A 22,000-nucleotide genomic window follows, 5' to 3' on the forward strand; every position below is an offset into this window, starting at 1 on the left:
TCCTGCAGACTGGCGAGGTCAAACGGGGAAATCGCCATCGCCCGCCTCCAGCCTGCGAACATCGCGCAAGGCCCGCGCGACGAGCCGGATCTCATCGGCCGTATAGGGCGCCATATTGCGCGTCACGATCCGCGCCATTTCACGGCGGACATGCGCGCAAGCCGACGCGCCAAGCTCGGTCAGCGCCAAGTCCAGCTGACGCTTATCGTTCACGTCGGGTCGCCCCTCGACTAGCCCTGCCTTCGTCACCCGGTTGAGCTCGATCGTTACGAGTGCCCGGCTGGTATGCAGTGCCCTCGCCAGGTCTTTTGGTGTTCGAACCCCACCCGAAATCAGACTGAGTATCCAGGCTCCGCGCGGACCGAGATCATATCTTGCGGTTACGCCCTGAGTTGCCGTCTTGAGCGGCAGAAGCCCATGGGCCAGTCCATCGACCAAAAGGCCCAGATCATCCCAAGAGAGCCTGTCTTCCGACCCGCGTCTCTCGTCCAGGTTCCGCGGTTTGGACACGTCAGCGAGAGGATCCATCGAACGGCGGCGGATAGACCGCCTGTAATGTCTTCCGCCAGTCCTCGTCGGTACAGGGGTCCCCCGGCCCCTCTATTGCAATGCCACGCCTAGAGAGATCGGTGCGATAGATGTCGACCACCTGGTCCAGATCGAGGTTCAATGAGGCGTCCTCAAACGAGGCGAGATGGGTCTCGTCGCGAAACACAAAGGCCTTCCACAGCAAGCTGATCCTCACCTCATGACGGTCGAGCCGCTGGACGATCCGATCACCGTCGCGGATCTCCCAAGCGTCGTCACCCGCGAAATGAAGCAGGTCTGTCGGACGCAGTCTGAAGTGGAGCTTCTCCTGCAACGGCGCCGGACCGATCGGGCCGACACGGTGCCACATGAATTCGTTGTCGCTGACGACGCCGAAGTTATCGAGCGGCGGTTCGATGCGGGCGGGCATCCCTTCGGGACCATCCGGCCAATATTCGAATTCGCCCCCCTCGCCATCATAGAACCATGCCAAGCCCGAGGCCATGGGCGCCGCCCAGTCGTGGAACAAACCCGAATAGGTCATGTTCATCAGCAGCCAAATGGGCGCGCTCTCGAATGTCAGCCCGCGGTAGCGAGGCCCATCCAGATGTGGGGGGCCGCTCTTCATCGGCCCGTAGACGTTTATCGCGGCCATGAACGGCCGCACGATCCCAGCCGAAAAGGCCTGCTTCGACGCTTGGACGAAGGCCGGGATTTCGAGGAGACCAGGGTCGGTCACGCGCCGCTTGAACCACGGAAAGGCCGCGGTCCAACCCATGGTGTCGCCCATTCGATCATGCTGCGCCTGGGTCTCATAGGGCGCCTCGCTACGAATGAGCCGCAGGAATGCTTCGGGATCGCTGAAGACCTTGTCGACTATGACCGGCTTTGACTGCATCGCGGCCGGTCGCAGCCGATCGGATTGGGCAAGTGCTGAGACGGCCATCCTATCACCCCCTGTAGATCGCACGCGAAAGCAGACCCTCCGCGCACCCAACAAATTTGATTAAAATCTTTAACGAGTCAACCGTTGGCAGAGCGGGCAGGCCGGACCGCGACCAAGGCTGGCCGCTTCGCGCGCGGTCACAGGAATGGAGTGCTTGGACGCTCTTTGACCACAGACAGCCAGAGCCGAACTCGGCCATGCGTCGCGCCGAAACGAATGCGCGAACCTCCTGGTAATAATTCAGCGATATGAGAGTGCTAGGCAGAAAGCCGGCAGCACGATTGAACGCCTTCGTGTGCGTTCAGCCAACGAGCACAACTTGGCGCGATCATGGAAATTCTGAAAATCAATGCGGCCGCGGCGAAGGAGGATCCTCGCATGGTGCTCATGGGCGTGATCAACTGCGCCCAGTTTTTCGGCCTGCTCGGCTCCTTTGGCATGCTGGTGGCACAGATGGTCAACGGCCCAGACCGTTTGTCATTGGCCATCGGGACGATTCTTGCTGGTATCGGTATCCTTCTGTGGATCGTGACAACGAGCGTTGGAGCGCTCCAATACAGCAAGCAGATCATCGCCAAGCGGGGCATCGACGAACTTCTCGGTATGACCGAAGCACTCCAGAGCGCGGACAGTCACGAAGACACGGCGACAGTTCTCAAGGCCACTTCGCTTGAACTCCTGCCCGAGTTTGGTGGTGCTCTTTACGTCTTCAACAATTCTCGCGACCGTCTAGACCTGGCAGGGCACTGGAACGTGCCATCCGACTTCGTGCTGTCGGAGACTCTGGCGCCGAGCAACTGCTGGGCCTTGAAACGCGGCAAGCACCACGTGAACCATGGCACGTCCACGAAGCTAAGATGCGCCCACCACGGTAGCGGGGCCGCGACCCTAGAGATACCGATGATCGCAAGGGGCACGGTCTACGGCCTGCTCATGTTCATTGCGCGCGACGCTCCCGACACGCAAAAGCGTCTCGCGGTCGCGACGCGCGCCGCGCATGCGATGGCTGATGCGATGTCGCTCGCGCTCTCGAACATCGCCCTGCGCGAACGATTGCAGATGCAATCGATCCGCGATCCGCTCACCGGACTGTTCAATCGACGCTACATGGAAGACGCCCTCGAGCGTTACGTCAGCCTGGCCGAGCGGAGCGGGACACCCCTGTCGGTCCTCATGTTCGATCTGGACAACTTCAAACGGCTCAATGACGAACACGGGCATGCGAAGGGAGATGCGGTGCTTCGTGACGTGGCCGGAGAGATCGTCGGCGGCCTCGGCAATTCGGATGTTACTTGTCGATATGGCGGGGAGGAATTGATCGCGATCCTTCCAGACTGTTCGCTCGACGAGGCAGCATCTAGGGCGGAAGCGATCCGCTGCAGGATCGAGCGTTTGTCTGAGAACCATGGGGTCTCGATCTCGGCCTCCATCGGCGTGTCGAGCTTTCCCGAAACTTGTTCCAGACCGTCCGAGTTGGTCGTGACGGCCGACAAGATGCTCTACGCAGCCAAGTCGGCAGGCAAGAACCGGGTGGAGAAAGCCGGGTCGCGCGACGTTACGGCACGCTTGACCGTGGCGCGCTAGCGCGGCGGCCGATCCCGAGCGAGATACCCGCGCTTCGGCTAGTCGATCGTCATCCCGCCATCGATGGAGAGCGCATGCCCCGCCACGAAACTCGCCGCTTCGCTGCATAGCCAGATTACCGCTTCGGCTATCTCTTCAGGCCGCCCCAGACGCCCGCTCGGGTCTTTGGAGAGCAGTTCCTCGGTCAGTTCGGGAGAGATCGAACGACGCCACATCGGTGTATCAATCATGCCCGGGCAGACCGCATTGATTCGAATGTTCGACCGCACATATTCGAGCGCAGCCGACCGGGTCAGGCCTACGACGCCATGCTTGGACGCGGCGTAGGTCGAAAGCCCCGCAACGCCGACGAGGCCGGCACTCGACGCGCAGTTCACGATCGCACCGCCGCCCTGCCCCAGCATCTGGCGAATCTGATACTTCATGCAGAACATCATTCCCTTGAGATTGACGTTCATCACGCGGTCCCAGTTCTCGCTGCTGGCCTCGGCGATCGGTCCTGGATCGCCGTTGATCCCCGCGCCGTTGAAGGCCGCGTCGATCCGCCCGTAGCGCGCGACTGCGGCTTCGACCGCATGGTCGACCGAGGTTTCGTCGCTGACATCGCAGGCGATAAAGGTGCAATCGCCGAGTTTCCCGAGTTCCGCCTCCGTCTGCTGCCCGAGCTCTAGGTCGCGGTCGACGAGGGCCACGCCGTATCCGCGCAACAGGAATGCACGAGCCGCGGCCTGCCCGATGCCCGACCCTGCCCCCGTGACGAACGCGACCTGCGATGCATTGCTCATTTCGATGTCCTTGCGCCTGCGCGGTAGATTGGAGGCATCCCGCCGCCTCCTGACAGGCTTTTGAAACTACGCGACTTCATTGTTTCAGAGCCCCGGTGTCGCGCCCGGTATTCGCGCGAGGTAGCGACCTGCGTCGATGAACGACTGCTCGCCGGTCAGGAAATGCGCGTTGGCAGCTTGGAGGTCGCGGTAGCACCGCTGAAGCCGGCCGCCATCGCGCAGCCCCGTCGTAGCGGAGGACGCAAAGGCGACTTGCCCGATCTTCGCGGCCGATGCGATCACGTTCGACGCACAGAGCCGCCCGTCCACGCGCATGTCATCGGATAGGCCGCCCTGCTCCGCGGCGCCGTAGAGGGCGCCGAAAGTCGTGCGAACATAGGCTTCGGCCGCGCGCATGCGAGCATGCGCGTGGGCAAAATCGCGCTGGAACGTGTCGGTCTGCGCGAGCGTCCCGCCCTGCGGGCGCACCTTCGCATGCGCGTAGCCGGCCCACTCGTCGAGAAGCCGCGCGCCGCATCCCAGCCCAAAGGCCGAATGACACAGGGCCGGGATGGCCGAGAATCCCATCGCGTACAGGGGGCCGCCGCGCTTCTGGACGGGATTACCCGCGTCGAACACGAAATCGGCGTGAACGACCTGCTCGGTCACCCGGAAGTCGTAGCTGCCGGTGCCGCGCAAGCCGAGAACGTTCCAGTTGCCGAGGACCTCGACGCGCTCACGCGGTGCGAGCGCTATGAGCATCACCGGCTGGCCGTTCTCGCGCTTCACCGGCACCCCGTTTTCATGAAGGATATAGCCGCCGACAACCCAGGCAGCGTTGGGCAGGCCGCTGCCGAAGCTGAAGGTGCCCGAGATGCGGTAGCCATCGCCAACGCGCTCGGCCTTGCCGCTCGGCGCAGCCTGGCCTGCGCAGGTCGGGCGCTTTTCCGAACAAAAGATCTCCTCGATCGCCCGGTCGCCGAGAAACGCCCCAGCGACAGCCACGCCGGTGGTCGCGGCCTGGCAATACCATCCCGTGGATCCGTCAAAATAGGATAGCGTCCTGAGCGCGTCGATGACGGTCAGCGGATGGGCCTCGAGCCCGCCGAGCTCCGCCGGGGCCATGAGACCGAACAGGCCGCTGTCCTCGAGCGCGTGGATTACCTCTGGCGAGATTTCCGACGCTTCATCCCGTTCTTGGGCGGAAGCTTCGACGAGATCGCGCAGCCCGATCAGCTCTTGGATCAAATTGGCCTGCGATTGCTCCGGCAGGGGGCTTTTCATCGAAACGTCCATCAGAATGCCGTCGGACGCAGTGTCAGGCGGAGATAAACCTGACGCCCAGGATCGGCGATGCAAGCTGCTTCGGGGCGACCGATCGGCGAGACGGCGAGACCCGGCGCTGAAATCGCCAGGACGTTGCCGCCCGCGGCATCGAACAGGGTGCAGTTACCCGTGGTGTACTTGTCGGTCAGGTTGTTGCCGATCAATGCCAGATCCCAGGCGCCGCTGTTGGCCTTGACCGACAGATTGGCGTTCCACTTGGCGAAAGCCGGCTGGATCGTATCGACGTCATTGCCCAACGTCGTCGTGTACTTCGACGAATACTGGACACTCGAGCCGAAGCTCAAGGTGTGATTGGCGCCGATTGGCAGATCATAGTCGAAGCCGCCGTTGATCATCCAGTCTGCCGCACGCGGCAAGCGTGTGTTCGACAGGTCTCGTGCCGGCGCTCCCGCGAAAGTCGTGTTGCAGCCCTGCGAAATCGTCTGACCTGTGTCGCAGGTCGCGTTCTCGAACTTCTCGAAGCGACCTCGGTTCCAGTTGACCGAAAGACGCAGTGCCAGACCGTCCAGCGTTGGCGGACGATAGCTCATGTCGAAGTCGACGCCGTAGACCTTTGCTGAGGCGGCATTGACCGTCTTGATGACGGTGTTGCCGGTTGCGGGATCGATCGTATTGGCCCCGACCTGCAGTCCTTCATACCTGTAGTAATAGAACGCGCCGTTGACGTTCAGCGCACGGTCGAGCACGCGAGCCTTGAAGCCCACTTCCCCGCCCGTCACCTTCTCGTCGCCGAACGAGTTGTCGGTGCCGACCGAAGGCGGCGAGGTCAGAATGAACGAGCCCGACTTGTAGCCACGCTTTGCCGCGCCGAAGATCGTCAGGTCGTCTGTCGGCGTGTAGGTCACGGTGAATTCGGGCGAGACATTCGACGACGAGAGACGGGGATTGGGTAAGGTGATCGGTACCGGCGTCGCGTACATCGAAGCGAGGCTGTAGGTGTCGTCCCGCCGCGTCTCGTGCGTGTAGCGCGCACCGGCCGTGAGCTCGAGCTCGGGAACCACCTTCCAGCGAAGTTGGCCGAAGCCCGAGATCGATTCGATGTGGACGTCGTTGATGCCCTTGAACGTGGCGAAGACGAAAGGCACCGGCAGCACCGGGATACCGAGGCCTGCGAGGATGTCGGTATTGTAGCGGTTGTTGCCGTTGACAACCACGCGGTTGCGCACACGGGCATTCTGGTAATAGCCGCCAACGAGCCAGTTGAGAGGACCCGAATTGTCCGATTCGATGCGGAGTTCCTCGGTTGCATCGCGCCGGGTAAAGTGGTTGTCGGCGTAGAGAGTGGGGCCCGCGTAGCCCGAGTTCACGCCATTGATCATGCCGTCGACCGTCGTCTTGAAATAACCGGTGGTCGAAGTGATCGAGACGTTCGAATCTGTGCGGTAGGCCATTTCCAGGGTGCCGAAGGTCTGGAGGGTCTTCATGAACGTCCTACCGCCGTTGCGCACGTCGGCGAAGGCAGCCGGGTCAAGATCCACGATGTAGACGTCGCGGTCGACCCTGCAGGTGTCGTTGGGATTGATCAACTGCACGCCGGGGTTGAGGACCTGCGCCGAGGTCGGCAGCGCATTGCCATCGGGGCAGTTGCCCAGCGGTGAGCCGGCTCCATCCGTCTTCTGGTAGGCGTGGTTGACCTTTAGCCGAGCGCTGAAAGCCGCGGTCGGCTTCCAGACGGCGGTGCCGCGCAGGATGTACTGCTCGGTGCGACCAAAACGTGAGTTGGGCGTGACGGCACCCGTGCCCGGCTGCGCGGTGGCCTTGTTGAAGAAATAACCGTCGTCGTCCGAGTACATGCCGGCGAAGCGCAACCCGAGCGTGTCGGTGACGGGGCCCGACAGGATCAGCTCGCTACGCTTCTCATGCGAGTATGCCTCGTAGCTCTGGGTGAAGGCCACTTCGGCCTCCGCCCCCGGATCGTTGGTACGCATGGCGATCACGCCACCAGGGCTGTTCTTACCGAAGAACAGCGCCTGCGGCCCCTTCAGCACCTCGATTTGGGCAAGGTCGAACAGGCCGACATTGTAGGTCGCGCCCTGGCTGAACTGCAGGCCGTCGATATTGAGCGATATCGACTGGTCGACGCCAGCGTCGAGCGTCGAGGTGCCGACGCCGCGGAGCGAGATTTGCGCGCCGACAGTCAGCACATTGCCGCCGATGACGAGGCCTGGCACGTTGCGCGTCACGCCGCCGACGTCGGTGATTGCCGCCTTGGAGATCGTCTCGGACGTGATCACGGATTCCACGACCGGAACCTTCAGGATCGATTCCTGGCGCTTGCGTGCAGTGACGATGATGTCGCCCTTGTCGAAATAGGCACCTTCAGCGGCAGGGGCCGCGGCGTCCTGCGCGAAAGCCGGGGCAGCTATGACAAGGGCGAGAGCGCCTGCGGCGGACAGCCCCATTAAGGTTTTGATCTGCATGGTTATCCTCCCTGAAATTTCGTTGTCTTTATCGTTTCGTCGAGGCCGGCAGGCACCTGCCGCCGGACGGATCAATCATCCGCTGCCTCGTACGAGCGAAGCCCCCAACCCGAGGTGTCCATCGCCGCAAGGCCAACCGCGCTCGCCGTCGCGGGGTCCATCACTTCGTTCCACCGCTGCGCGATTGTCTCGATCGTATGGTCACGGTCGCTGAACCCCGCGGTGCGCGCGATGAAGCAGCGCTGGACCTCGCCGCCCACGGAATCGATGCATTCGCCGGTAACCGGGCAGGTCTCGTGCGCGAGAAACGCCACGGCTGGCGACGACAGCTCCGGGGGAAGGTTCTCGCGTGCATTGGCGAGGAGCGGGGAATCGTGCTCACAGGTGGAGATGACGAGCCGGGTATAGCCTCCGGGGCTGACGGCGTTGACCTTGATGCCGAGCGCCTCACCCTCGGCGGCGAGCGAACGCGTCAACGACCAAGCACCGCCCTTGCTGGCCGCATAGGCGACCTGGTTGGCGAAGCCTGTCATCGAGCTCGAGGTGATGTTGACGATCCGGCCGTAGCCCTGCACCTTCATATGCGACCAGACCGCACGTGCGCACCAGATCGAGCCCATCAGGTTGATGTCGATATGGCGCTGGATGTCGCGTTCGCTGATTTCATCAAACGGCGCGCCGATCGACACACCGGCATTGTTGACGAGGATGTCGACCTTGCCGAAGGCTTCGAGAGCGCAATGGACGATGGCCTCGGCGCCCGCGGCCGATGTGACCGATGCCGTACTCGCGATTGCGCGGCCGCCGGCCCGGCGGATTTCTTCGGCTACGGTCTCGGCCGAGGCAGCGCCGGGATAGTGGCGTGCTTCGGGATCGGTACCGATATCGTTGACGACGACGTTGGCCCCGCGGGATCCCAGGAGCAGGGCGTGGGCCCGTCCCAGGCTTGGGTTTCCGCCGGCACCAGTGACGATCGCGGTCCGGCCGTCGAAACGCAGCATATCCATTAGGCTTCTCCCATCTCGAATTGTACCGGCAGGCCGCGAATGCCCCAGGCACCCGGAAACGGCCGCCAGCCCTGCGGTCCCGTCGTCCGCGGGTTGCGCATGCGCCGGGCGATCAGCTGCAATCCCTCCTGGATGAGCGCCCGCGCGAGGTACTGGCCAAGGCAGATGTGAGGTCCAAGGCCAAAGGCGATGTGCGCGGTCTCGGCCTTGCGGTCGGGGTCGAAGCCGTCGGGATCGCTGACGTAGCGCTCATCGTGGACCGCAACGCTCATCGGAAACCAGACGATCGCGCCCTTCTCGAGCACCACGCCCCGGTATTCCATGTCCGCCAGAAGCACGCGCTGGGTCGATGTCGTGCTGTGATAGCGCAGGGCCTCATCGAGAACGCGCTTCGCGTAGTCCGGATCCTGTCCGACGCGTTGATACATCGCGGGACGCGGGATCAGCAGGTTCATGACCAGCGTCGTCATGTTCTTCGAAGTGTCGTAGCCAGCGACGAAAAGGAAGATCAGCAGCTCGTGAAGCTCGAGGTCGGTGAGTTCGTCGCGATCACGGATCGCAAGGAGGAGGTCTAGCAGATCCTCCTGACCGCCGTGCGGCGCAGCACGGCGCTCGGCGACGAGATCGACGACGAAACGCTCCATTCGCTCGACGCCTTCCTGCATCGCCGGAAGCCAGCGCTTGTCCATGCTGGTGGAAAGGCCGATCGCTTCCATCGCCCCGCGCAGGCCTGGAACAACCGAAGGCGACGCGCCGATCATCCGGCACATGACCGAAATCGGATAGTAGCTGGCGAACTCCTCGAAATCGAAGGCACCCCTAGGCAGCCACTCGTCGAGCAATTCGTTCATGGTCTGCCGCATCAAGGGGCGCAGTTCGTTCATCCTGCGCGGGGTGAACGAGCTCTGCAGCATGTCGCGATAGCGTTTGTGCGCGGGCCCCATCTGGTTGAGCATATGGCGCTGCTGGAAGTCGCCCCAACGCGTATTCTTGGCGTCCATGATCTCGACGATCTGGTCGTAGAGCTGCCCCATCTCGCCTTCGCGCGCGTAGAGGTCGCGCATCGCCTTGTAGTCGGTGACGACATAGCCGAGCACCCAACGGGCCAACCAGGGATGCTCGGCCCGGGCCCGTGCGAAGTGCGGCAATGGATCGGCTGCGAAGGCGTCGCTTTCCATCGTCAGGTAAGGGAGATCGAGTTCCGATCCGCGCTGCATCGAAGTGCTCCTTGTTATCGCCTGGTCGGTCAGGCGGTGCGCCCGGTTTTGCGTTCCCAGACCTTGAACGCCGCTTCGGCGCCCTTGGTGCGTTCGCTCTCGAGCCGATCGATGTTGCTTTCGAGCGCCGCGTAGGAGGCCTGGCGGTTGCGATTGGTCCCGGCGAAATGCGGCATGACGAAGCGCGCGTAGAGCTCGTAGCTCTTCTTGGTCTCTTCCCATTCGGCCCAGTTGTGCGCCTGGAACAGGATCACGCCGAACTCGCCCTGCTTGGCCTGGAGCCGCTCGATCATGGTGATCGCGTCCTCGGGCGTACCGATCACCGCGCGGCCGGCATTCACCAGCAAGTCGGCCGGATCGCCGGCGCCGCTCATCCCGCGCATGCCCGCGGGGGCGACGCGGTCGAAGTATTCGACCCAGCGTGCCAGACCTTGCGCGACGTCCTTGCGCGCCTGCTCGCGCGTCGCGGCGATGTGCATCGGCACGACGAGCCGCAGCTTGGCCGGATCCATCCGCTGACCATGCTCCTCGGCCATCTGCTGCGCGATCTTCCAGTTCTCGTCGAGCACGTCGAAGCCCGCGGTTTCGGTCGCGGCGACGCAGAGCATGCCAAAGCCGTACTTGCCCGCGAGCATGCCGCCCGAAGGCGTGATCGCACTGGCCACGGCGATCTCGGGATGCGGCAGGGTATAGGGCCGCAGGTGCGTGCGTGCCTTGTTCAGCCTGTACCAGCTCGTCTCGTGGGTGACCTCCTCGCCCGAGAGCAGCGGCACGATGATCTGCGCGACCTCCTCGAGCTTGCTGCGCAGCGACTTGATGTCGACGCCGATCATCTCGGCATCGGTCGGCAGCAACCCCGGCCCCATGCCGAAGATCACCCGGCCCATCGTCATATGATCGAGCTGGAGGATGCGGTTCGCGACCATCAGCGGGTTGTGGTACGGTATCGAGACGACGCCGGTGCCCAGGCGGATGCGGCTCGTGCGCTCAGCCGCGGCGGCGATCATCAGTTCGGGTGAGCCGATCGTTTCCCAGCCCGTCGAATGATGCTCGCCGAACCAGGCCTCGGCGAAACCCAGCTTCTCGACGTGCTCGACGATCTCCAGATCCCGGCGCAGGCCGATCGTCGGGCTCTCGGTTACGTCGTGATAAGGGGCGATGAACAGCCCGTGCTGGAGCGTAGATACCGGCATGTCTTCTCCCATTTGCATAAGCATCCCTTGGAAGGTGCCTTGCGATGGGGAGGCGACTATCAGCGCTCGCGCTCTTTTAAAAATACGCCCGTTTTATTTAAAACAAGCGTTTTACTATCGAAACGGTTGTTGAATTCCTCGACGTGGTACTCCAATCGCCAACCATGGCGATCGATCACGAAAAACGCCGGCATGACATTGCGACCCTCACGATCGACATGGTCGCGCGCGAGGGCATCGAGGCGGCGACGATACGCCGTATTGCGATGGAGGCGGGCTTCAGCACGACCGCGATCACGCACTATTTCGCCGACAAGCAAGAATTGCTCGAATGGGCGTTCCACATTCTGGCGAAGGAGGGTGAACGGCGTTTCGAGGAAGCACGCGAAGAGGAACCCGACGACATCGTCGCCGCACTGATGACACTCGTACCCTGGTGCCCGGTCAATATCCGGCGCTGGAAGGCTTATCTTTCCTTCTGGGACCAGGCGGCGCGCGACCCCGAACTCGCAACCATGCTGGCGCGGGGCACGCAGGTCGGCTTTGAGTTCCTGCGCCAACTCCTACGCGCTCGTGCCGGCAAAAAGCGCGACATCGAAACCGCGGCAGAGATGCTCAACGCTATGATCCAAGGTCTGGCCCTCCAGATGCTGGTCGATCCGACGACCTGGAACGAGGCGAAGGCTCGCACCACGCTTTTGGACATGTTCGAACTTGCTATCCTAAAGGTCGAGCAACGCGGTCACTGATCCGAATGGGCAGTAAAGCAAGAAAGCCCTCCTGACCGACGCCAGGAAGAAAGCCTGCGCGAAGCGCGCTCGCCCGGCAAATGTGCATGTATCACTTCCGCGCTCGGAATGCGATGCGACGACACGGCTCTCACACACGGCATATCCGGAGAAGCATTATGACAAGAAGCTGGCTCAAGCACCTGCCCTGGGCCACGACGGCCATTGTCGCGCTTGCCGCACTGAGCTTCGTTGCGGTCTCGCGCGGCGAGCCGATCAACGCGCTCTGGATCGTCGTCGCATCACTTGGCACGTTCCTCGTCGCCTATCGCTACTATGCGCTCTACATCGGCCGCACGGTGATGCGGCTCGATCCGGCGCGGCCGACACCAGCGGTCTACCGCGCAGACGGCCTCGACTATGTAGCGACCGACCGGCGCGTGCTGTTCGGGCATCATTTCGCGGCGATCGCCGGCGCAGGCCCTCTGGTCGGCCCGGTTCTCGCCGCACAGATGGGCTACCTCCCCGGCACCTTGTGGATCGTTGCGGGCGTCGTACTGGCGGGCGCCGTGCAGGATTTCATGGTCCTGTTCATCTCGATGCGCCGCGATGGCCGCTCGTTGGGCGAACTCGTCCGCATGGAAATGGGTTCGGCCGCCGGTACGATCGCGCTGGTCGGCGCATTCCTGATCATGGTGATCATCCTTGCGGTGCTGGCGCTCATCGTCGTGCGCGCGCTTGCCGAAAGCCCATGGGGCACTTTCACCGTCGCCGCGACCATTCCGCTCGCCATCGGGATGGGTGTCTACACGCGCTGGATCAGGCCCGGCCGGATCGGCGAGGTCTCGATCCTCGGCTTTATCGGCCTGATCCTTGCGATCGTCTTCGGCCAGACGGTGGCTGCCTCGCCGACCTGGGGGTCAGCGCTCACCTTCACACCGGTGCAGCTGTGCTGGATACTCGTCGCCTATGGCGCCGTCGCATCGATGTTGCCCGTCTGGCTGCTTCTCGCGCCGCGCGACTACCTGTCGACCTTCCTCAAGATCGGCGCGATCGCAGCGCTCGCCTTGGGTATCGTCATCATGGCGCCGCCTCTCCAGATGCCGCCGCTGACAAAATTCATTGCCGGAGGCGGCCCGGTCTGGTCGGGCGCGCTCTTTCCCTTCCTTTTCATCACCATCGCCTGCGGCGCCGTATCGGGCTTCCATGCGTTGATCGCCAGCGGCACGACACCCAAGCTCATCGCCAGCGAGACCGACGCACCGCTGATCGGCTACGGTGCCATGCTGATGGAGGCTTTCGTCGCCATCATGGCGCTCATAGGGGCCTCCATCCTCGATCCGGGTCTCTATTTCGCGATGAACAGCCCGGCCGCCGTCGTGGGCAGCGATCCCCAAAGCGCAGCTGCTGCTGTGACAGCCATGGGATTTCCGGTTTCCGCCGACGTTCTGGCGCAGACCGCGCGAGACGTCGGCGAGCACACCATCGTCTCGCGGACCGGCGGCGCGCCGACCCTCGCCGTCGCGATGGCAGAGATTTTCAGCCATGTGGTCGGCGGTCCGGCGATGAAGGCCTTCTGGTATCATTTCGCCATCCTGTTCGAAGCGCTATTCATCCTCACCGCGGTCGATGCGGGCACCCGTGCGGGCCGCTTCATGCTCCAGGATCTCATCGGCCTCGCCGTGCCCTCGTTTCGCGATACAAGTTCGCTCCTACCGGGCGCCGTCGCCACGCTGTTGTGCGTCGGCGCCTGGGGATTCTTCCTCTACCAGGGCGTCACCGATCCCTTGGGCGGCGTAAACACGCTCTGGCCGGTCTTCGGGATCTCCAACCAGATGCTGGCGGCGATCGCGCTGATGCTCGCCACGGTGGTGCTGTTTCGCATGAAGCGCGATCGCTATGCCTGGGTCACCGTCGTACCAACGGCCTTGCTCCTCATCTGCACCTTGACGGCGGGATCGCTCAAGATCTTCTCGGCCGACCCCGCCGTGAGCTTCCTGGCGCACGCCCGCAAGTTCTCAGCGGCAGCGGCCCGCGGCGAAATTCTCGCCCCGGCAAACTCGATGGCCGACATGGAGCGTATCGTTTTCAATGATCGGGTGGACCTCGCCCTGTGCTCGCTGTTCCTGCTCATCGTCGTGACGCTCCTGGTCTTCACGATCAGGACTTGCCTCGCGGCGCGGCGCAGCGAAGTTTCTCTCGTGCGAGAGGCGGCAGGGGCGGCAAGGACGGCAGGGGCGATAGGGGCATGAGCCGGCTGCTTGCGCGTTTGTGCGAGGTAGCACGATCGATGGTCGGGCAGCCGTCCTATGAGAGCTATCTCGCGCATATGAAGGAGCATCATCCTGATCGCGAGCCCATGTCCGCTATCGAATTCTTCAGAGACCGCGAGAAGGCACGATACGGATCGGGAGGCGGACGGTGCTGCTGACACGGACGACTAGCCGCCAGCCTCGCGATCCGGCCCGATCGTCCCGGTTCTGCCTGACGAGGTCCGGCGCGACGGCCAGCACGCCGATGTGCTTCACTCGCCGGCCTGCGGCCAGGCAGAAGTCGCGATCGACGGGTTGATCCTCGCAAATTGCTCGGACGAATTCAGTATTCGCTCCGTCCGACGCGGCGAGACCTTGACGACCATCATCTTGAAAGGCGTGGGCCGGCACCTGCAATGCCCGCCTCCCCATCCCGGCTGGTCGCCCCCACCGCGCTCAGGCGACCGAAGCATCTTCCGAAAGCGAAATCGCGCGCGCGGGGCACTGGCTCTCCGCCCGGCGCATCGCGTCCTCATCGGCGGGCGCCACTTCGCTGACGAGAACGACGGCGTAGCCATCGTCGTGCAGTTCGAAGATTTCCGGCGCGATGCCCGTGCAGATGCCGAAACCCGCGCAGATATCCGGATTGACCTGGACTTTCATGGTCATTCCGCCTCCTTCGCGTCGAATTCGAGGGCGATGTGGGTCAGGCCGCGCAGGATGAAGGTCGGCAGATAGCGGTAGCGCCGCGCGCCGGCGGGCCCGTGAACCTTCTCCGAGATGCGGATGCCGCTGGTCCGATCGAACATGCGATTGAGCGCGACGATCGTTTCCGCTCTCGCCAGAGGCGCGCCTGGGCAGGCGTGGCGCCCTGCGCCAAAGCCGACATGGAGACGCGCGTTCTTACGATCGAGCTGGAATTCCGCCGGGTTCTCGAACTTTCGAGCATCTCGGTTTGCTGCCCCGTTGGCGATGAACAGGAACGTGCCGGCCGCAACGTCGATGCCGCCCACCGTCGTCGGCATCTTGGTCAGGCGGAAGTCGCCTTTCACCGGGCCCTCGGTGCGCATGCACTCCTCGACGAAATTGGGAATGAGGCTGCGATCCTCGCGCAGGCGCTTCTGGATATCGGGGCGATCGCCGATGAGCTGGAAGGCGTAGCTCAGCAGCCGGACGGTGGTCTCCTGCCCGGCCGCGAAGACATTGGCGGCAATGCGAGCGACGTCCATGGGCTCGGGCACCGAACCATCGGGGAACGTGGCCTTGGCAAGCCCGGTGAGAACGTCCTCGCGCGGATTGGCGCGGCGGTCCTCGATGTAGGCCGAGAACTTGTCGTAGAGGAATTCCAGGGGACCGTGCGTCACCTCACCATCGGTGCCGCCAACGACGGCGCCGCCGCTCTCCTGCTCCACGCGGATCAGGTGCTTGCGGAATTCGACGCGGTCCTCGGGCGGCACGCCCAAGAGGTCGGAGACGACGAGCACGGCGAAAGGCTGCGCGAAATCATCCATGAACTCGCAGGCGCCGCGACCGATGAACGTGTCGATCTGCTCGTCGGCCAGCCGCCACATGAAATCCTCGTTTTCCTTGAGGCGCCGCGGGGTAATCAGCGACATCAGCAGGGAACGGTGGGCGGAATGAACCGGCGGGTCCATCGTCGGAAGCTGGTCGTGAAACGGCGTCTTGTCGCGCCATTCCTCGATGAGCTCGGAGATGTCCTCGTTGCGATGCTGATCGAGCGGAATCGGGCAGCCACCGAAAGGCCCGGTCGTCGACATGCAGGAGGAGAAGCGTTCGGGATCGTTGTAGATCTCCAGCGCCTCGTTGTAGCCCGTGACCATGAGGATGCCATGATGGGGCTCGCGCTGCACCGGCGACTTCGTTCTCAGATAGTCGAAATAGGGATAGGGATCGGCGACCCACCGGTCGCTGAGGAAGAAGTCGTGGGCTTCGAAATCCTGGGCCTGATCGTTCATGTTGGCTCCTTGTCGAGCGCTTTGCGCGCCCTCCATCCCGGAGGGTCACATAGCCCTGCCCGACGTTTTCGCAAAGGCCGCCAGGCACCAGCCCGTAGAATTAGGGCACCGCCGAAAAGCCGTTCGTTCTTGAAGGGAATTGCGCTGAGAGAGCCCTGCCCCGCACAAGCTGCAAGGGACCGGCAGACTGCTATTTCCCGACGTCCGATCGGGCAGGATCCGATCCACGAACTTGTCGCCCAACCGCCCGACGGATGGACGTGTGACGCCCCGTGGGCAAATGGCCTGGCGAAGAATATAGCCGGCATTGTCTCCAGACGAATGCCGGCTCAGGGACGCGGGTCACCGATCCTGCGATCGATGACGCGCACGGGGAGAGGTTGAGAAGTAGAAGCGGATCGACGTCGAGATCGTCCGGCCCGAAACGTACCGCGCCGTCACGATACCATTCGCCGGCATGCTCGACTGGTCCGCGTCGAAGAAGCTCTGGACGTCGAACACTTTGTTGGGATTGAGCAACAGGGGCTGGCGAACTAAAATGCGCGATCGAGATGCAAGGCCTGCGCCCTGGAGTTGAGCGCATCATGCGCACGGTCGGCCGCGCCCACGTGCTCACCGGCACGCCGATGACCGTCCACACCGCGACCCAGGCCCAAACAGGATTGATCGCCCAGCGCGTTCTGTCCGAGGAAGGCGTGAATCTCGAGCACGTGATCATCGGCCATTGCGGCGACAGCAAGGATATCGACTATCTGATGAAGCTAGCCGATCGCGGCTCGCTGCTCGGCATGAATCGGTTCGGCGTCGTGTTCACGATCCGATGGAAGAGCGTGTCGCGACGATCATCGAAATGGCCAAACGCGGCTATGTGAGCCAATTGGCGCTATCCCACGATTGCCGCGCCTGGTCGGACTTCTACCCCCGGGGTCGAAGATTATCATGTCGCCATACCTCGCCATCACTACCTTCACATTCACGAGGAAGTGATCCCCGCTTTATTGGAGGCCGGCCTCGGCGAAGGCGAACGCGACATGATGTTTCGCGACAAACCGCGCCGGCAGAGTTCGGCGGCAAATTTCGCGCAGCGCTGATCGCGTGACGTCGCATTGCCGCTGATTTTTGCAATCTTTCTTGGCACGCCCGAAGCGGCCTTTCCAAACGGGGAACTACGTCGCCCTGAACTGGGACCAGCAGAGCCCCCGGCCTTAGCTGACCTGTTCGCCGATTTTCGTGATGGTCACGGTCTCCCACATATCCGCGGACAGGATTTCTGCGCCGAGAGGTAGCGATAGGTAAACCGACCCATCATCCAAGAGTTCGAAGCCAAGGCTTTCGAAAATGGTATCGGGGGCGCCGCTCTCCGCCAAAGCGGCAGCGATGCTGACACGGTATCTGTGATGCGACATGCGATCTCCGTCACCTGGGCACAGCCTAGATTATCTCCTCCGGGGGCCGATCAAAATACATCTCCAAACTCAATGTTTCAGCGTGCGGTTATAGCACCGGATTCCAGTCCCTGAACTAGGTACCGCGCAGAACGCGTGGGTCGTAAAGCCACTTCCTGACTTTGCGCGCGGAAACGCGGGCCGCAGCGGGATGCGCGGGATTGATGAGCAGGTTTCGTTCCTCGGGCACGATAACGGACGGCACCACGAGCAGAAGCGACAGCCGACTTTTCGCCCACCCCGTTCCAAAAGCGATGCTTGCGCGCCCCGCAGGCTCGGCATCCCAACCGACGAGCTCGGTAGGCTCGACCTGTTCGGCCGATGCCAGCAAGTCGTCGGGGATGTCGATCGCCACGAGATATCGGTTGAGCGGCAAGGCACCGACACCCAGATGAACGAGCGTTTCGAGACAAGCGAGCGAGCGAGAACTGGACGCATAGACCAAGGGAACCCCGACCTCGTTCCAGCGCCCTCCGAAGACTTCCGCGCCCGTGCCCGACAGGTCATCGGCCTCGTAGGTTTTAGAGTCCGGCGAGATGCGCCAGAAGGTCTCGCTCATGCGTAGACGCCGGCCAACATCTGCCCGAGCGTGCGCGAGATCAGTGCCTGGCCTTCCATCGTGTCGAGATAGGCTATGGGTTTTACTCCCCCGAAGGCAGGAAGCGGCCTCCGCAGCCAATCAGAGAGCCACTCGGCCGCATCGAACCCTTCGGGGTCTCCGGCCTCTTCAACCATCGCCTGTACCTGCCCCACGAGCTTCACGAGCCCGATGACCCGCTCCCCCTCGTCTATCGCGAGGGTCTCGTCGTTGACCGCCTTGCGATTGACGGTTGCCGTCTTCAGGCCGAGCGCATCGAGCATGACCTTCTGGTCGAGCTGGAAGCGATTGAAGAGCAGCTTGGCTTTGCGTGCCGACACGCCGCTCTTGATGAACGCAATCCGATCCGCGGGCATTGCCGAGTAGACGGCCCGGAAGTCGAATGCCTGCCCTGGCTTAGCGGAAGGGGATTTGCGGGTGACGACTGCTTCCGCCATAATTGCGCTCCTTTGAGCACTAAGATAGCTCATATGATCATCCATTCAACTGAAACGTGACCCGTGACTTTTCCGCCACTTTTGAGATCAAGCTGTTCTTTGAGATCACAGGGACCGCAAAAGATTGCGGGAAGCCGACCGTCGAGATTCACCCCATTCTGGCGCGAATGGCGCCGCGCAGGTTGACGAGCCAGAGCGCAAAAATTTCCACTTGGCGAGCCCACCGTGACAAACATGTGCCGAGTGTGGGGTTGAGTGTGGGGTAAGGATTACAAGATCAATTTTTTTACTTAATTATCAACACGATAAATCTAAAATACGAATCCCTCCGTCGGTGATGTAGTCCGCTGCGGGCGACAGAAGATAGAGCACAAGATCCGCCACCTCCTCGGGCCGGCCAGCGCGCCCCCAGGGTATCGCCGCGGCCTTGAGCGCCAGCTCTGCCGGGTCGTCGAGCGCAGACTGGTTCATCGGCGTCAGGATCATTCCCGGCGCCACGGCGTTTACCGCGATCCCGCGCGGGGCGAGCTCGAGCGCCAGCGTCGCGGTGAGTTGCGCGAGTCCGCCCTTGGCGCTGTCGTAATCGACGGCCCCCGCAGAGGCGCACGTTCATGGATCGACGAGATGTTGACGATGCGCGCCCCGCCCCGACGCCCCTCCAAACCTCGGACGAGCTGCCGGCACGTAAGGAACGGTCCATGCAGATCAGCCCATAATGCGGTCGAACTGGGCGAGGCTCGTGTCCTGGACCGGTGTCCCGGTCATGTTGAAGCCGGCGGAATTTACCAGGAGCCTGACTGGTCCGAAGCTCGCTTCGGCGGCGGTATACAGCGCCTCGACGTCGGTTTCGCTTCCCACGTCAGCCTGCCTTGAAATGGCCTTGCCGCCGGCCGCGACTATCTCGGAAACCACCGCCTCGGCGGCCGCCTCATCATGGAATCACGTCAGCGCGACGGCAGCGCGGGCCTGGCCGAGCGCCAATGCGCAGGCCTTGCCGACGCCCGATTCACCTCCGGTGACAACGGCGCATGTCCAGGCGAGATCCATGTTTGGATAACGTCCCCGTGCCGCCGCAGTTTCATGAAAACACTGTAAGATTTGGGCTCGTGACGATCGCCGCCGCCCGTAGTGACGCTACGCAGCGACTCGCCAGTCTCATCGACCTTGAAAGTGCCGTCCGGCTTCCGCGTTAGCGCGCGGCCGTCTTGAAGTATCCAGTCGCTTTCCGGACCGCTGCGCATCTCGACGATGATAAAGCGCTCGCCCGCTTCGCTAATGGCAAGGTGCTTGCCGGTGATACGCCACACATTATCACTCCGATGATCTAAAAAAGGAATTCCGCGGCTGACACGAGGTCGACCATATCGCCGAGGATCGGCGCGGGAACACTGACCACCCGAACGACATGAAAACGCATAGCGCTTCCACAGGTTCGCATCGCTCCCGCGCTCGGCGATGGCGGTCGGGAAGCTAGGCAGTCCTACGGGACGTTTCGCGATCGAAATCATTGTCAGCGGGAGCGGCTGGCACGGATCGCGCGCCAGTAGCCATCAATGGCCCTTGACAGAAGCAAGGGCGAGGCCTCCTCGGCAATCAGGTCCTTGAGTATGGGAACCAGCCCATCGCCGAACTTCGAAAGGTAGACCCCCGGTATCGACTCAACGACGTCATCCGAGAGGCCGCTGGCCCGACCGCACATGGCCTCGATCAGGACATCCACGAGGCGTCTCGCCGCATAGTCGTCCTCGGCCGACGGCCCGGCGTCGCCGTCGTGGGAGAAATATCGCGTCATCGCATCCTCGATGTCGGCACGACGCAACATGACGTAGGTCGCGAGATTGCTCTCGGCTGCTTCCTTCATTTTAGGGTCTCCGTGGATGCCGCGTCGCCGCGGACCTCTTTCCTATCCGCTACGGGCCGATTCCGGCCGCGGTCAGCCCCGACGGCGCCGCTTGGCCTATCGGCTGCGGCGCGCCGAGGCCGCGGAGCGGGTCATGAGGCTGCCACCGTGCGCCTGGAGACGAAGAAAAGTAAGGTGGACGACCATCTGGGCACCGTATCACCGAAGCGGCCTCAGGCAAACCACGCCGTTTAGCAATCCGCCGGATGTGCCAACGTCACGCGCCCTGAGTCCAGACGCCGCGAAGCAGCAAGGGCGGAAGTGCGGCGGAAGCCCGACCTATTCCAGCGTTACGCCGGTCACCGGTTGCAATCCGACCGCCAGTCCCCAGGTTGAGAGAGAAGAAGAGGAGGTGCGAAGTGCCGGGTCGGGCACAATGGTGGGATCAACGAGGGCGGTGCGCGGCGCTCATCCTATTATTCGGCCTCCTGGCTGGCAGCTCCTCCGTCTCAAATCCGCCGTCAGTTCGCGATGCAGTCGCGCGGCTCACGCCTTTTCGATCGAGCAACGCCGCGGCGGTCCCCCTAGCAAACCTCCGCTCCAGTCCCCGCGAGAGCCAACCGACGCTCCTGCCGGACCTCTACCCACCTCCGGCACCGAAGATCCTCCGCCGGGTCGGTCTTCTGCACCCCGCGCCCCAGGCAAAACCCACACTCTCCGCCAACACTCCCGGCGCGCGTTCGACCTACTATCGCGCGCGTGCTCCTCCCCAGGCTTGAGGCCCCAACACGCTCAAGCAGCGGGCGCACAGTGCCCGCGTCATATTCTGGAGGAAATCATGTCAGCTGCAGCTTTTAGACTGACGAACATTCATCGTCGCCTGGACGAGGCCATCAAGCGTGAAAGTCGCGCCGTACTCCCCGACAGCTTCAGGATTTTACGTCTCAAGAAACTTCGATTGGCCGTAAAGGACCGCCTGACCGCGCTGATGCGTAAGAAGGCGAAGAACTGATGATGCGGCCGGCGTCCCAAGGGGCGCCGGCTCGCTATCCGAAAATCATGCCGACGAGACCTTCGCCTCTGGTTGGCGCTCCACCACCGGTGCCCGCATGTAAGCGGCAGAGGACAGCGGCGCTTCCAAGCGTGAGGCGCCGGGATGAACAGGGAGACCGTGCTTCCTTCGCCTTCCACAGAGTCGATCGTCATGAAGCCGCCGGCGCGCTCGACGAAGGCTTGCACCTGCGGGATCCCGAGCCCGGTGCCACTGCCATGTTTGGTGGTGAAGAACGGATCGGCGACCTTGCGCCGCACCTCTTCCGGCATGCCGGTCCCATCGTCGTCGATCGTAAGGCGCAAACAGGCGGTTGGCCCTTCTTCAGGGGCCAGTTGAAGCGAAACAGACATGGTGCCGATTGCAATGGTCCCGCCGGTCAGAAGCGCATCCCGCGAGTTGACTACGAGGTTCATCACCGCGGCATTGAACGCCAGCAGATCGAGATCCATTTCCGGGGCGCCCGGATCGAGATGAAGGTGGATGCGGATTCCAGGCCCGGCTGCATAGTGGAGGAACGTCTCCAGCTCCCTGAGGGCGCTGTGTAACCGTCCGGCCTGAGCCGCTTGTCGAGGTTGGGCTGTGAGCTGAAGACGTCCTTAGGGTCGCACACAAGGACGCGCTTAAGGACAGCCATGACGCAGGTAACGGTGCTGACGGGGGCGGG

At 62.9% G+C, this 22,000-nt stretch carries 20 protein-coding genes and 3 pseudogenes; 6 read left to right on the top strand and 17 right to left on the bottom strand.

Annotation, left to right across the window (positions count from 1 at the left end):
* Positions 1-18: 18 nt before the first annotated feature.
* On the bottom strand, positions 19-528 hold the full coding sequence (locus tag OLX23_RS21580; protein WP_264447251.1) for a MarR family transcriptional regulator: 510 nt from the start codon (positions 526-528) through the stop codon (positions 19-21).
* Positions 512-1,474, bottom strand: a complete 963-nt coding sequence (locus OLX23_RS21585) for a hypothetical protein (RefSeq protein WP_264447252.1) — start codon at positions 1,472-1,474, stop codon at positions 512-514. Before OLX23_RS21585 ends, OLX23_RS21580 begins: the two co-directional genes overlap by 17 nt.
* Before the next feature lie 330 nt (positions 1,475-1,804).
* Between OLX23_RS21585 and OLX23_RS21590 the strand changes: the two genes are divergently transcribed.
* Positions 1,805-3,058: a GGDEF domain-containing protein gene (locus OLX23_RS21590; protein ID WP_264447253.1), complete on the top strand. Its 1,254-nt coding sequence runs from the start codon at positions 1,805-1,807 to the stop codon at positions 3,056-3,058.
* A 38-nt stretch (positions 3,059-3,096) separates the two neighbouring features.
* On the opposite strand, the gene OLX23_RS21595 is transcribed toward OLX23_RS21590, so the two are convergent.
* From OLX23_RS21595 to OLX23_RS21620, 6 genes are all read right to left on the bottom strand, one after another.
* Positions 3,097-3,843, bottom strand: coding sequence for a glucose 1-dehydrogenase (locus OLX23_RS21595; protein ID WP_264447254.1), 747 nt, complete (start codon positions 3,841-3,843; stop codon positions 3,097-3,099).
* Positions 3,844-3,927: 84 nt separating this feature from the next.
* Positions 3,928-5,118, bottom strand: a complete 1,191-nt coding sequence (locus OLX23_RS21600) for an acyl-CoA dehydrogenase family protein (protein ID WP_264447255.1) — start codon at positions 5,116-5,118, stop codon at positions 3,928-3,930.
* Positions 5,118-7,589: a TonB-dependent receptor gene (locus OLX23_RS21605; RefSeq protein ID WP_264447256.1), complete on the bottom strand. Its 2,472-nt coding sequence runs from the start codon at positions 7,587-7,589 to the stop codon at positions 5,118-5,120. Before OLX23_RS21605 ends, OLX23_RS21600 begins: the two co-directional genes overlap by 1 nt.
* Before the next feature lie 71 nt (positions 7,590-7,660).
* Complete coding sequence (locus OLX23_RS21610) at positions 7,661-8,596, bottom strand: SDR family NAD(P)-dependent oxidoreductase (RefSeq protein WP_264447258.1); 936 nt, start codon at positions 8,594-8,596, stop codon at positions 7,661-7,663.
* Entirely contained in the window at positions 8,596-9,813 is a 1,218-nt protein-coding gene (locus OLX23_RS21615) for a cytochrome P450 (RefSeq protein ID WP_264447259.1), read from the bottom strand. Before OLX23_RS21615 ends, OLX23_RS21610 begins: the two co-directional genes overlap by 1 nt.
* Positions 9,814-9,842: 29 nt before the next feature.
* Positions 9,843-11,006: an LLM class flavin-dependent oxidoreductase gene (locus OLX23_RS21620; protein WP_264447260.1), complete on the bottom strand. Its 1,164-nt coding sequence runs from the start codon at positions 11,004-11,006 to the stop codon at positions 9,843-9,845.
* A gap of 164 nt (positions 11,007-11,170) precedes the next feature.
* Between OLX23_RS21620 and OLX23_RS21625 the strand changes: the two genes are divergently transcribed.
* The 3 genes from OLX23_RS21625 to OLX23_RS21635 all read left to right on the top strand — a co-directional run bounded on the left by OLX23_RS21625 (position 11,171) and on the right by OLX23_RS21635 (position 14,165).
* The gene (locus tag OLX23_RS21625) at positions 11,171-11,755 is read left to right on the top strand and encodes a TetR/AcrR family transcriptional regulator (RefSeq protein WP_264447261.1); all 585 of its coding nucleotides are present in this window, start codon (positions 11,171-11,173) and stop codon (positions 11,753-11,755) included.
* Positions 11,756-11,913: 158 nt separating this feature from the next.
* Positions 11,914-13,986 (top strand): carbon starvation CstA family protein, encoded by a 2,073-nt coding sequence (locus OLX23_RS21630; protein WP_264447262.1) that lies wholly within the window; start codon positions 11,914-11,916, stop codon positions 13,984-13,986.
* Positions 13,983-14,165, top strand: a complete 183-nt coding sequence (locus OLX23_RS21635) for a YbdD/YjiX family protein (protein WP_264447263.1) — start codon at positions 13,983-13,985, stop codon at positions 14,163-14,165. Before OLX23_RS21630 ends, OLX23_RS21635 begins: the two co-directional genes overlap by 4 nt.
* A 277-nt stretch (positions 14,166-14,442) precedes the next feature.
* On the opposite strand, the gene OLX23_RS21640 is transcribed toward OLX23_RS21635, so the two are convergent.
* Positions 14,443-14,655, bottom strand: a complete 213-nt coding sequence (locus tag OLX23_RS21640) for a ferredoxin (RefSeq protein ID WP_264447264.1) — start codon at positions 14,653-14,655, stop codon at positions 14,443-14,445.
* The gene (locus OLX23_RS21645) at positions 14,652-15,962 is read right to left on the bottom strand and encodes a cytochrome P450 (RefSeq protein WP_264447265.1); all 1,311 of its coding nucleotides are present in this window, start codon (positions 15,960-15,962) and stop codon (positions 14,652-14,654) included. Before OLX23_RS21645 ends, OLX23_RS21640 begins: the two co-directional genes overlap by 4 nt.
* Before the next feature lie 536 nt (positions 15,963-16,498).
* Between OLX23_RS21645 and OLX23_RS21650 the strand changes: the two are divergent.
* Positions 16,499-16,834, top strand: a pseudogene (locus OLX23_RS21650) (hypothetical protein); the annotation flags it as partial.
* Positions 16,835-17,167: 333 nt separating this feature from the next.
* Here OLX23_RS21650 and OLX23_RS21655 read toward each other — a convergent pair.
* The 6 genes and pseudogenes from OLX23_RS21655 to OLX23_RS21680 form a co-directional block, all read right to left on the bottom strand.
* Positions 17,168-17,368 (bottom strand): hypothetical protein, encoded by a 201-nt coding sequence (locus OLX23_RS21655; protein WP_264447266.1) that lies wholly within the window; start codon positions 17,366-17,368, stop codon positions 17,168-17,170.
* A 115-nt stretch (positions 17,369-17,483) separates the two neighbouring features.
* Positions 17,484-17,966, bottom strand: a complete 483-nt coding sequence (locus tag OLX23_RS21660; RefSeq protein WP_264447267.1) for an RES family NAD+ phosphorylase — start codon at positions 17,964-17,966, stop codon at positions 17,484-17,486.
* The gene (locus OLX23_RS21665) at positions 17,963-18,442 is read right to left on the bottom strand and encodes an MbcA/ParS/Xre antitoxin family protein (protein WP_264447268.1); all 480 of its coding nucleotides are present in this window, start codon (positions 18,440-18,442) and stop codon (positions 17,963-17,965) included. Before OLX23_RS21665 ends, OLX23_RS21660 begins: the two co-directional genes overlap by 4 nt.
* Before the next feature lie 297 nt (positions 18,443-18,739).
* A pseudogene (locus OLX23_RS21670) lies at positions 18,740-19,360 on the bottom strand (SDR family NAD(P)-dependent oxidoreductase); the annotation flags it as partial.
* A gap of 26 nt (positions 19,361-19,386) precedes the next feature.
* Positions 19,387-19,749, bottom strand: coding sequence for a hypothetical protein (locus OLX23_RS21675; protein WP_264447269.1), 363 nt, complete (start codon positions 19,747-19,749; stop codon positions 19,387-19,389).
* A gap of 203 nt (positions 19,750-19,952) precedes the next feature.
* The gene (locus OLX23_RS21680) at positions 19,953-20,303 is read right to left on the bottom strand and encodes a hypothetical protein (protein WP_264447271.1); all 351 of its coding nucleotides are present in this window, start codon (positions 20,301-20,303) and stop codon (positions 19,953-19,955) included.
* Positions 20,304-21,120: 817 nt separating this feature from the next.
* On the opposite strand from OLX23_RS21680, the gene OLX23_RS21685 reads away from it, so the two are divergent.
* Positions 21,121-21,294: a YdcH family protein gene (locus OLX23_RS21685; protein ID WP_264447273.1), complete on the top strand. Its 174-nt coding sequence runs from the start codon at positions 21,121-21,123 to the stop codon at positions 21,292-21,294.
* A gap of 146 nt (positions 21,295-21,440) precedes the next feature.
* On the opposite strand, the pseudogene OLX23_RS21690 reads toward OLX23_RS21685, so the two are convergent.
* Positions 21,441-21,785: pseudogene (locus tag OLX23_RS21690) on the bottom strand (ATP-binding protein); the annotation flags it as partial.
* Positions 21,786-22,000 lie beyond the last annotated feature (215 nt).

The organism is Novosphingobium sp. JCM 18896 (assembly GCF_025938095.1).
Classification (GTDB): domain Bacteria; phylum Pseudomonadota; class Alphaproteobacteria; order Sphingomonadales; family Sphingomonadaceae; genus Novosphingobium.

Excerpts from the sequence above, each read along its gene's own strand:
- OLX23_RS21580 (WP_264447251.1), bottom strand. The coding sequence starts at position 528 with ATGGATCCTCTCGCTGACGTGTCCAAACCGCGGAACCTGGACGAGAGA.
- OLX23_RS21585 (WP_264447252.1), bottom strand. The coding sequence starts at position 1,474 with ATGGCCGTCTCAGCACTTGCCCAATCCGATCGGCTGCGACCGGCCGCG.
- OLX23_RS21590 (WP_264447253.1), top strand. The coding sequence starts at position 1,805 with ATGGAAATTCTGAAAATCAATGCGGCCGCGGCGAAGGAGGATCCTCGC.
- OLX23_RS21595 (WP_264447254.1), bottom strand. The coding sequence starts at position 3,843 with ATGAGCAATGCATCGCAGGTCGCGTTCGTCACGGGGGCAGGGTCGGGC.
- OLX23_RS21600 (WP_264447255.1), bottom strand. The coding sequence starts at position 5,118 with ATGGACGTTTCGATGAAAAGCCCCCTGCCGGAGCAATCGCAGGCCAAT.
- OLX23_RS21605 (WP_264447256.1), bottom strand. The coding sequence starts at position 7,589 with ATGCAGATCAAAACCTTAATGGGGCTGTCCGCCGCAGGCGCTCTCGCC.
- OLX23_RS21610 (WP_264447258.1), bottom strand. The coding sequence starts at position 8,596 with ATGGATATGCTGCGTTTCGACGGCCGGACCGCGATCGTCACTGGTGCC.
- OLX23_RS21615 (WP_264447259.1), bottom strand. The coding sequence starts at position 9,813 with ATGCAGCGCGGATCGGAACTCGATCTCCCTTACCTGACGATGGAAAGC.
- OLX23_RS21620 (WP_264447260.1), bottom strand. The coding sequence starts at position 11,006 with ATGCCGGTATCTACGCTCCAGCACGGGCTGTTCATCGCCCCTTATCAC.
- OLX23_RS21625 (WP_264447261.1), top strand. The coding sequence starts at position 11,171 with ATGGCGATCGATCACGAAAAACGCCGGCATGACATTGCGACCCTCACG.
- OLX23_RS21630 (WP_264447262.1), top strand. The coding sequence starts at position 11,914 with ATGACAAGAAGCTGGCTCAAGCACCTGCCCTGGGCCACGACGGCCATT.
- OLX23_RS21635 (WP_264447263.1), top strand. The coding sequence starts at position 13,983 with ATGAGCCGGCTGCTTGCGCGTTTGTGCGAGGTAGCACGATCGATGGTC.
- OLX23_RS21640 (WP_264447264.1), bottom strand. The coding sequence starts at position 14,655 with ATGACCATGAAAGTCCAGGTCAATCCGGATATCTGCGCGGGTTTCGGC.
- OLX23_RS21645 (WP_264447265.1), bottom strand. The coding sequence starts at position 15,962 with ATGAACGATCAGGCCCAGGATTTCGAAGCCCACGACTTCTTCCTCAGC.
- OLX23_RS21655 (WP_264447266.1), bottom strand. The coding sequence starts at position 17,368 with ATGTCGCATCACAGATACCGTGTCAGCATCGCTGCCGCTTTGGCGGAG.
- OLX23_RS21660 (WP_264447267.1), bottom strand. The coding sequence starts at position 17,966 with ATGAGCGAGACCTTCTGGCGCATCTCGCCGGACTCTAAAACCTACGAG.
- OLX23_RS21665 (WP_264447268.1), bottom strand. The coding sequence starts at position 18,442 with ATGGCGGAAGCAGTCGTCACCCGCAAATCCCCTTCCGCTAAGCCAGGG.
- OLX23_RS21680 (WP_264447271.1), bottom strand. The coding sequence starts at position 20,303 with ATGAAGGAAGCAGCCGAGAGCAATCTCGCGACCTACGTCATGTTGCGT.
- OLX23_RS21685 (WP_264447273.1), top strand. The coding sequence starts at position 21,121 with ATGTCAGCTGCAGCTTTTAGACTGACGAACATTCATCGTCGCCTGGAC.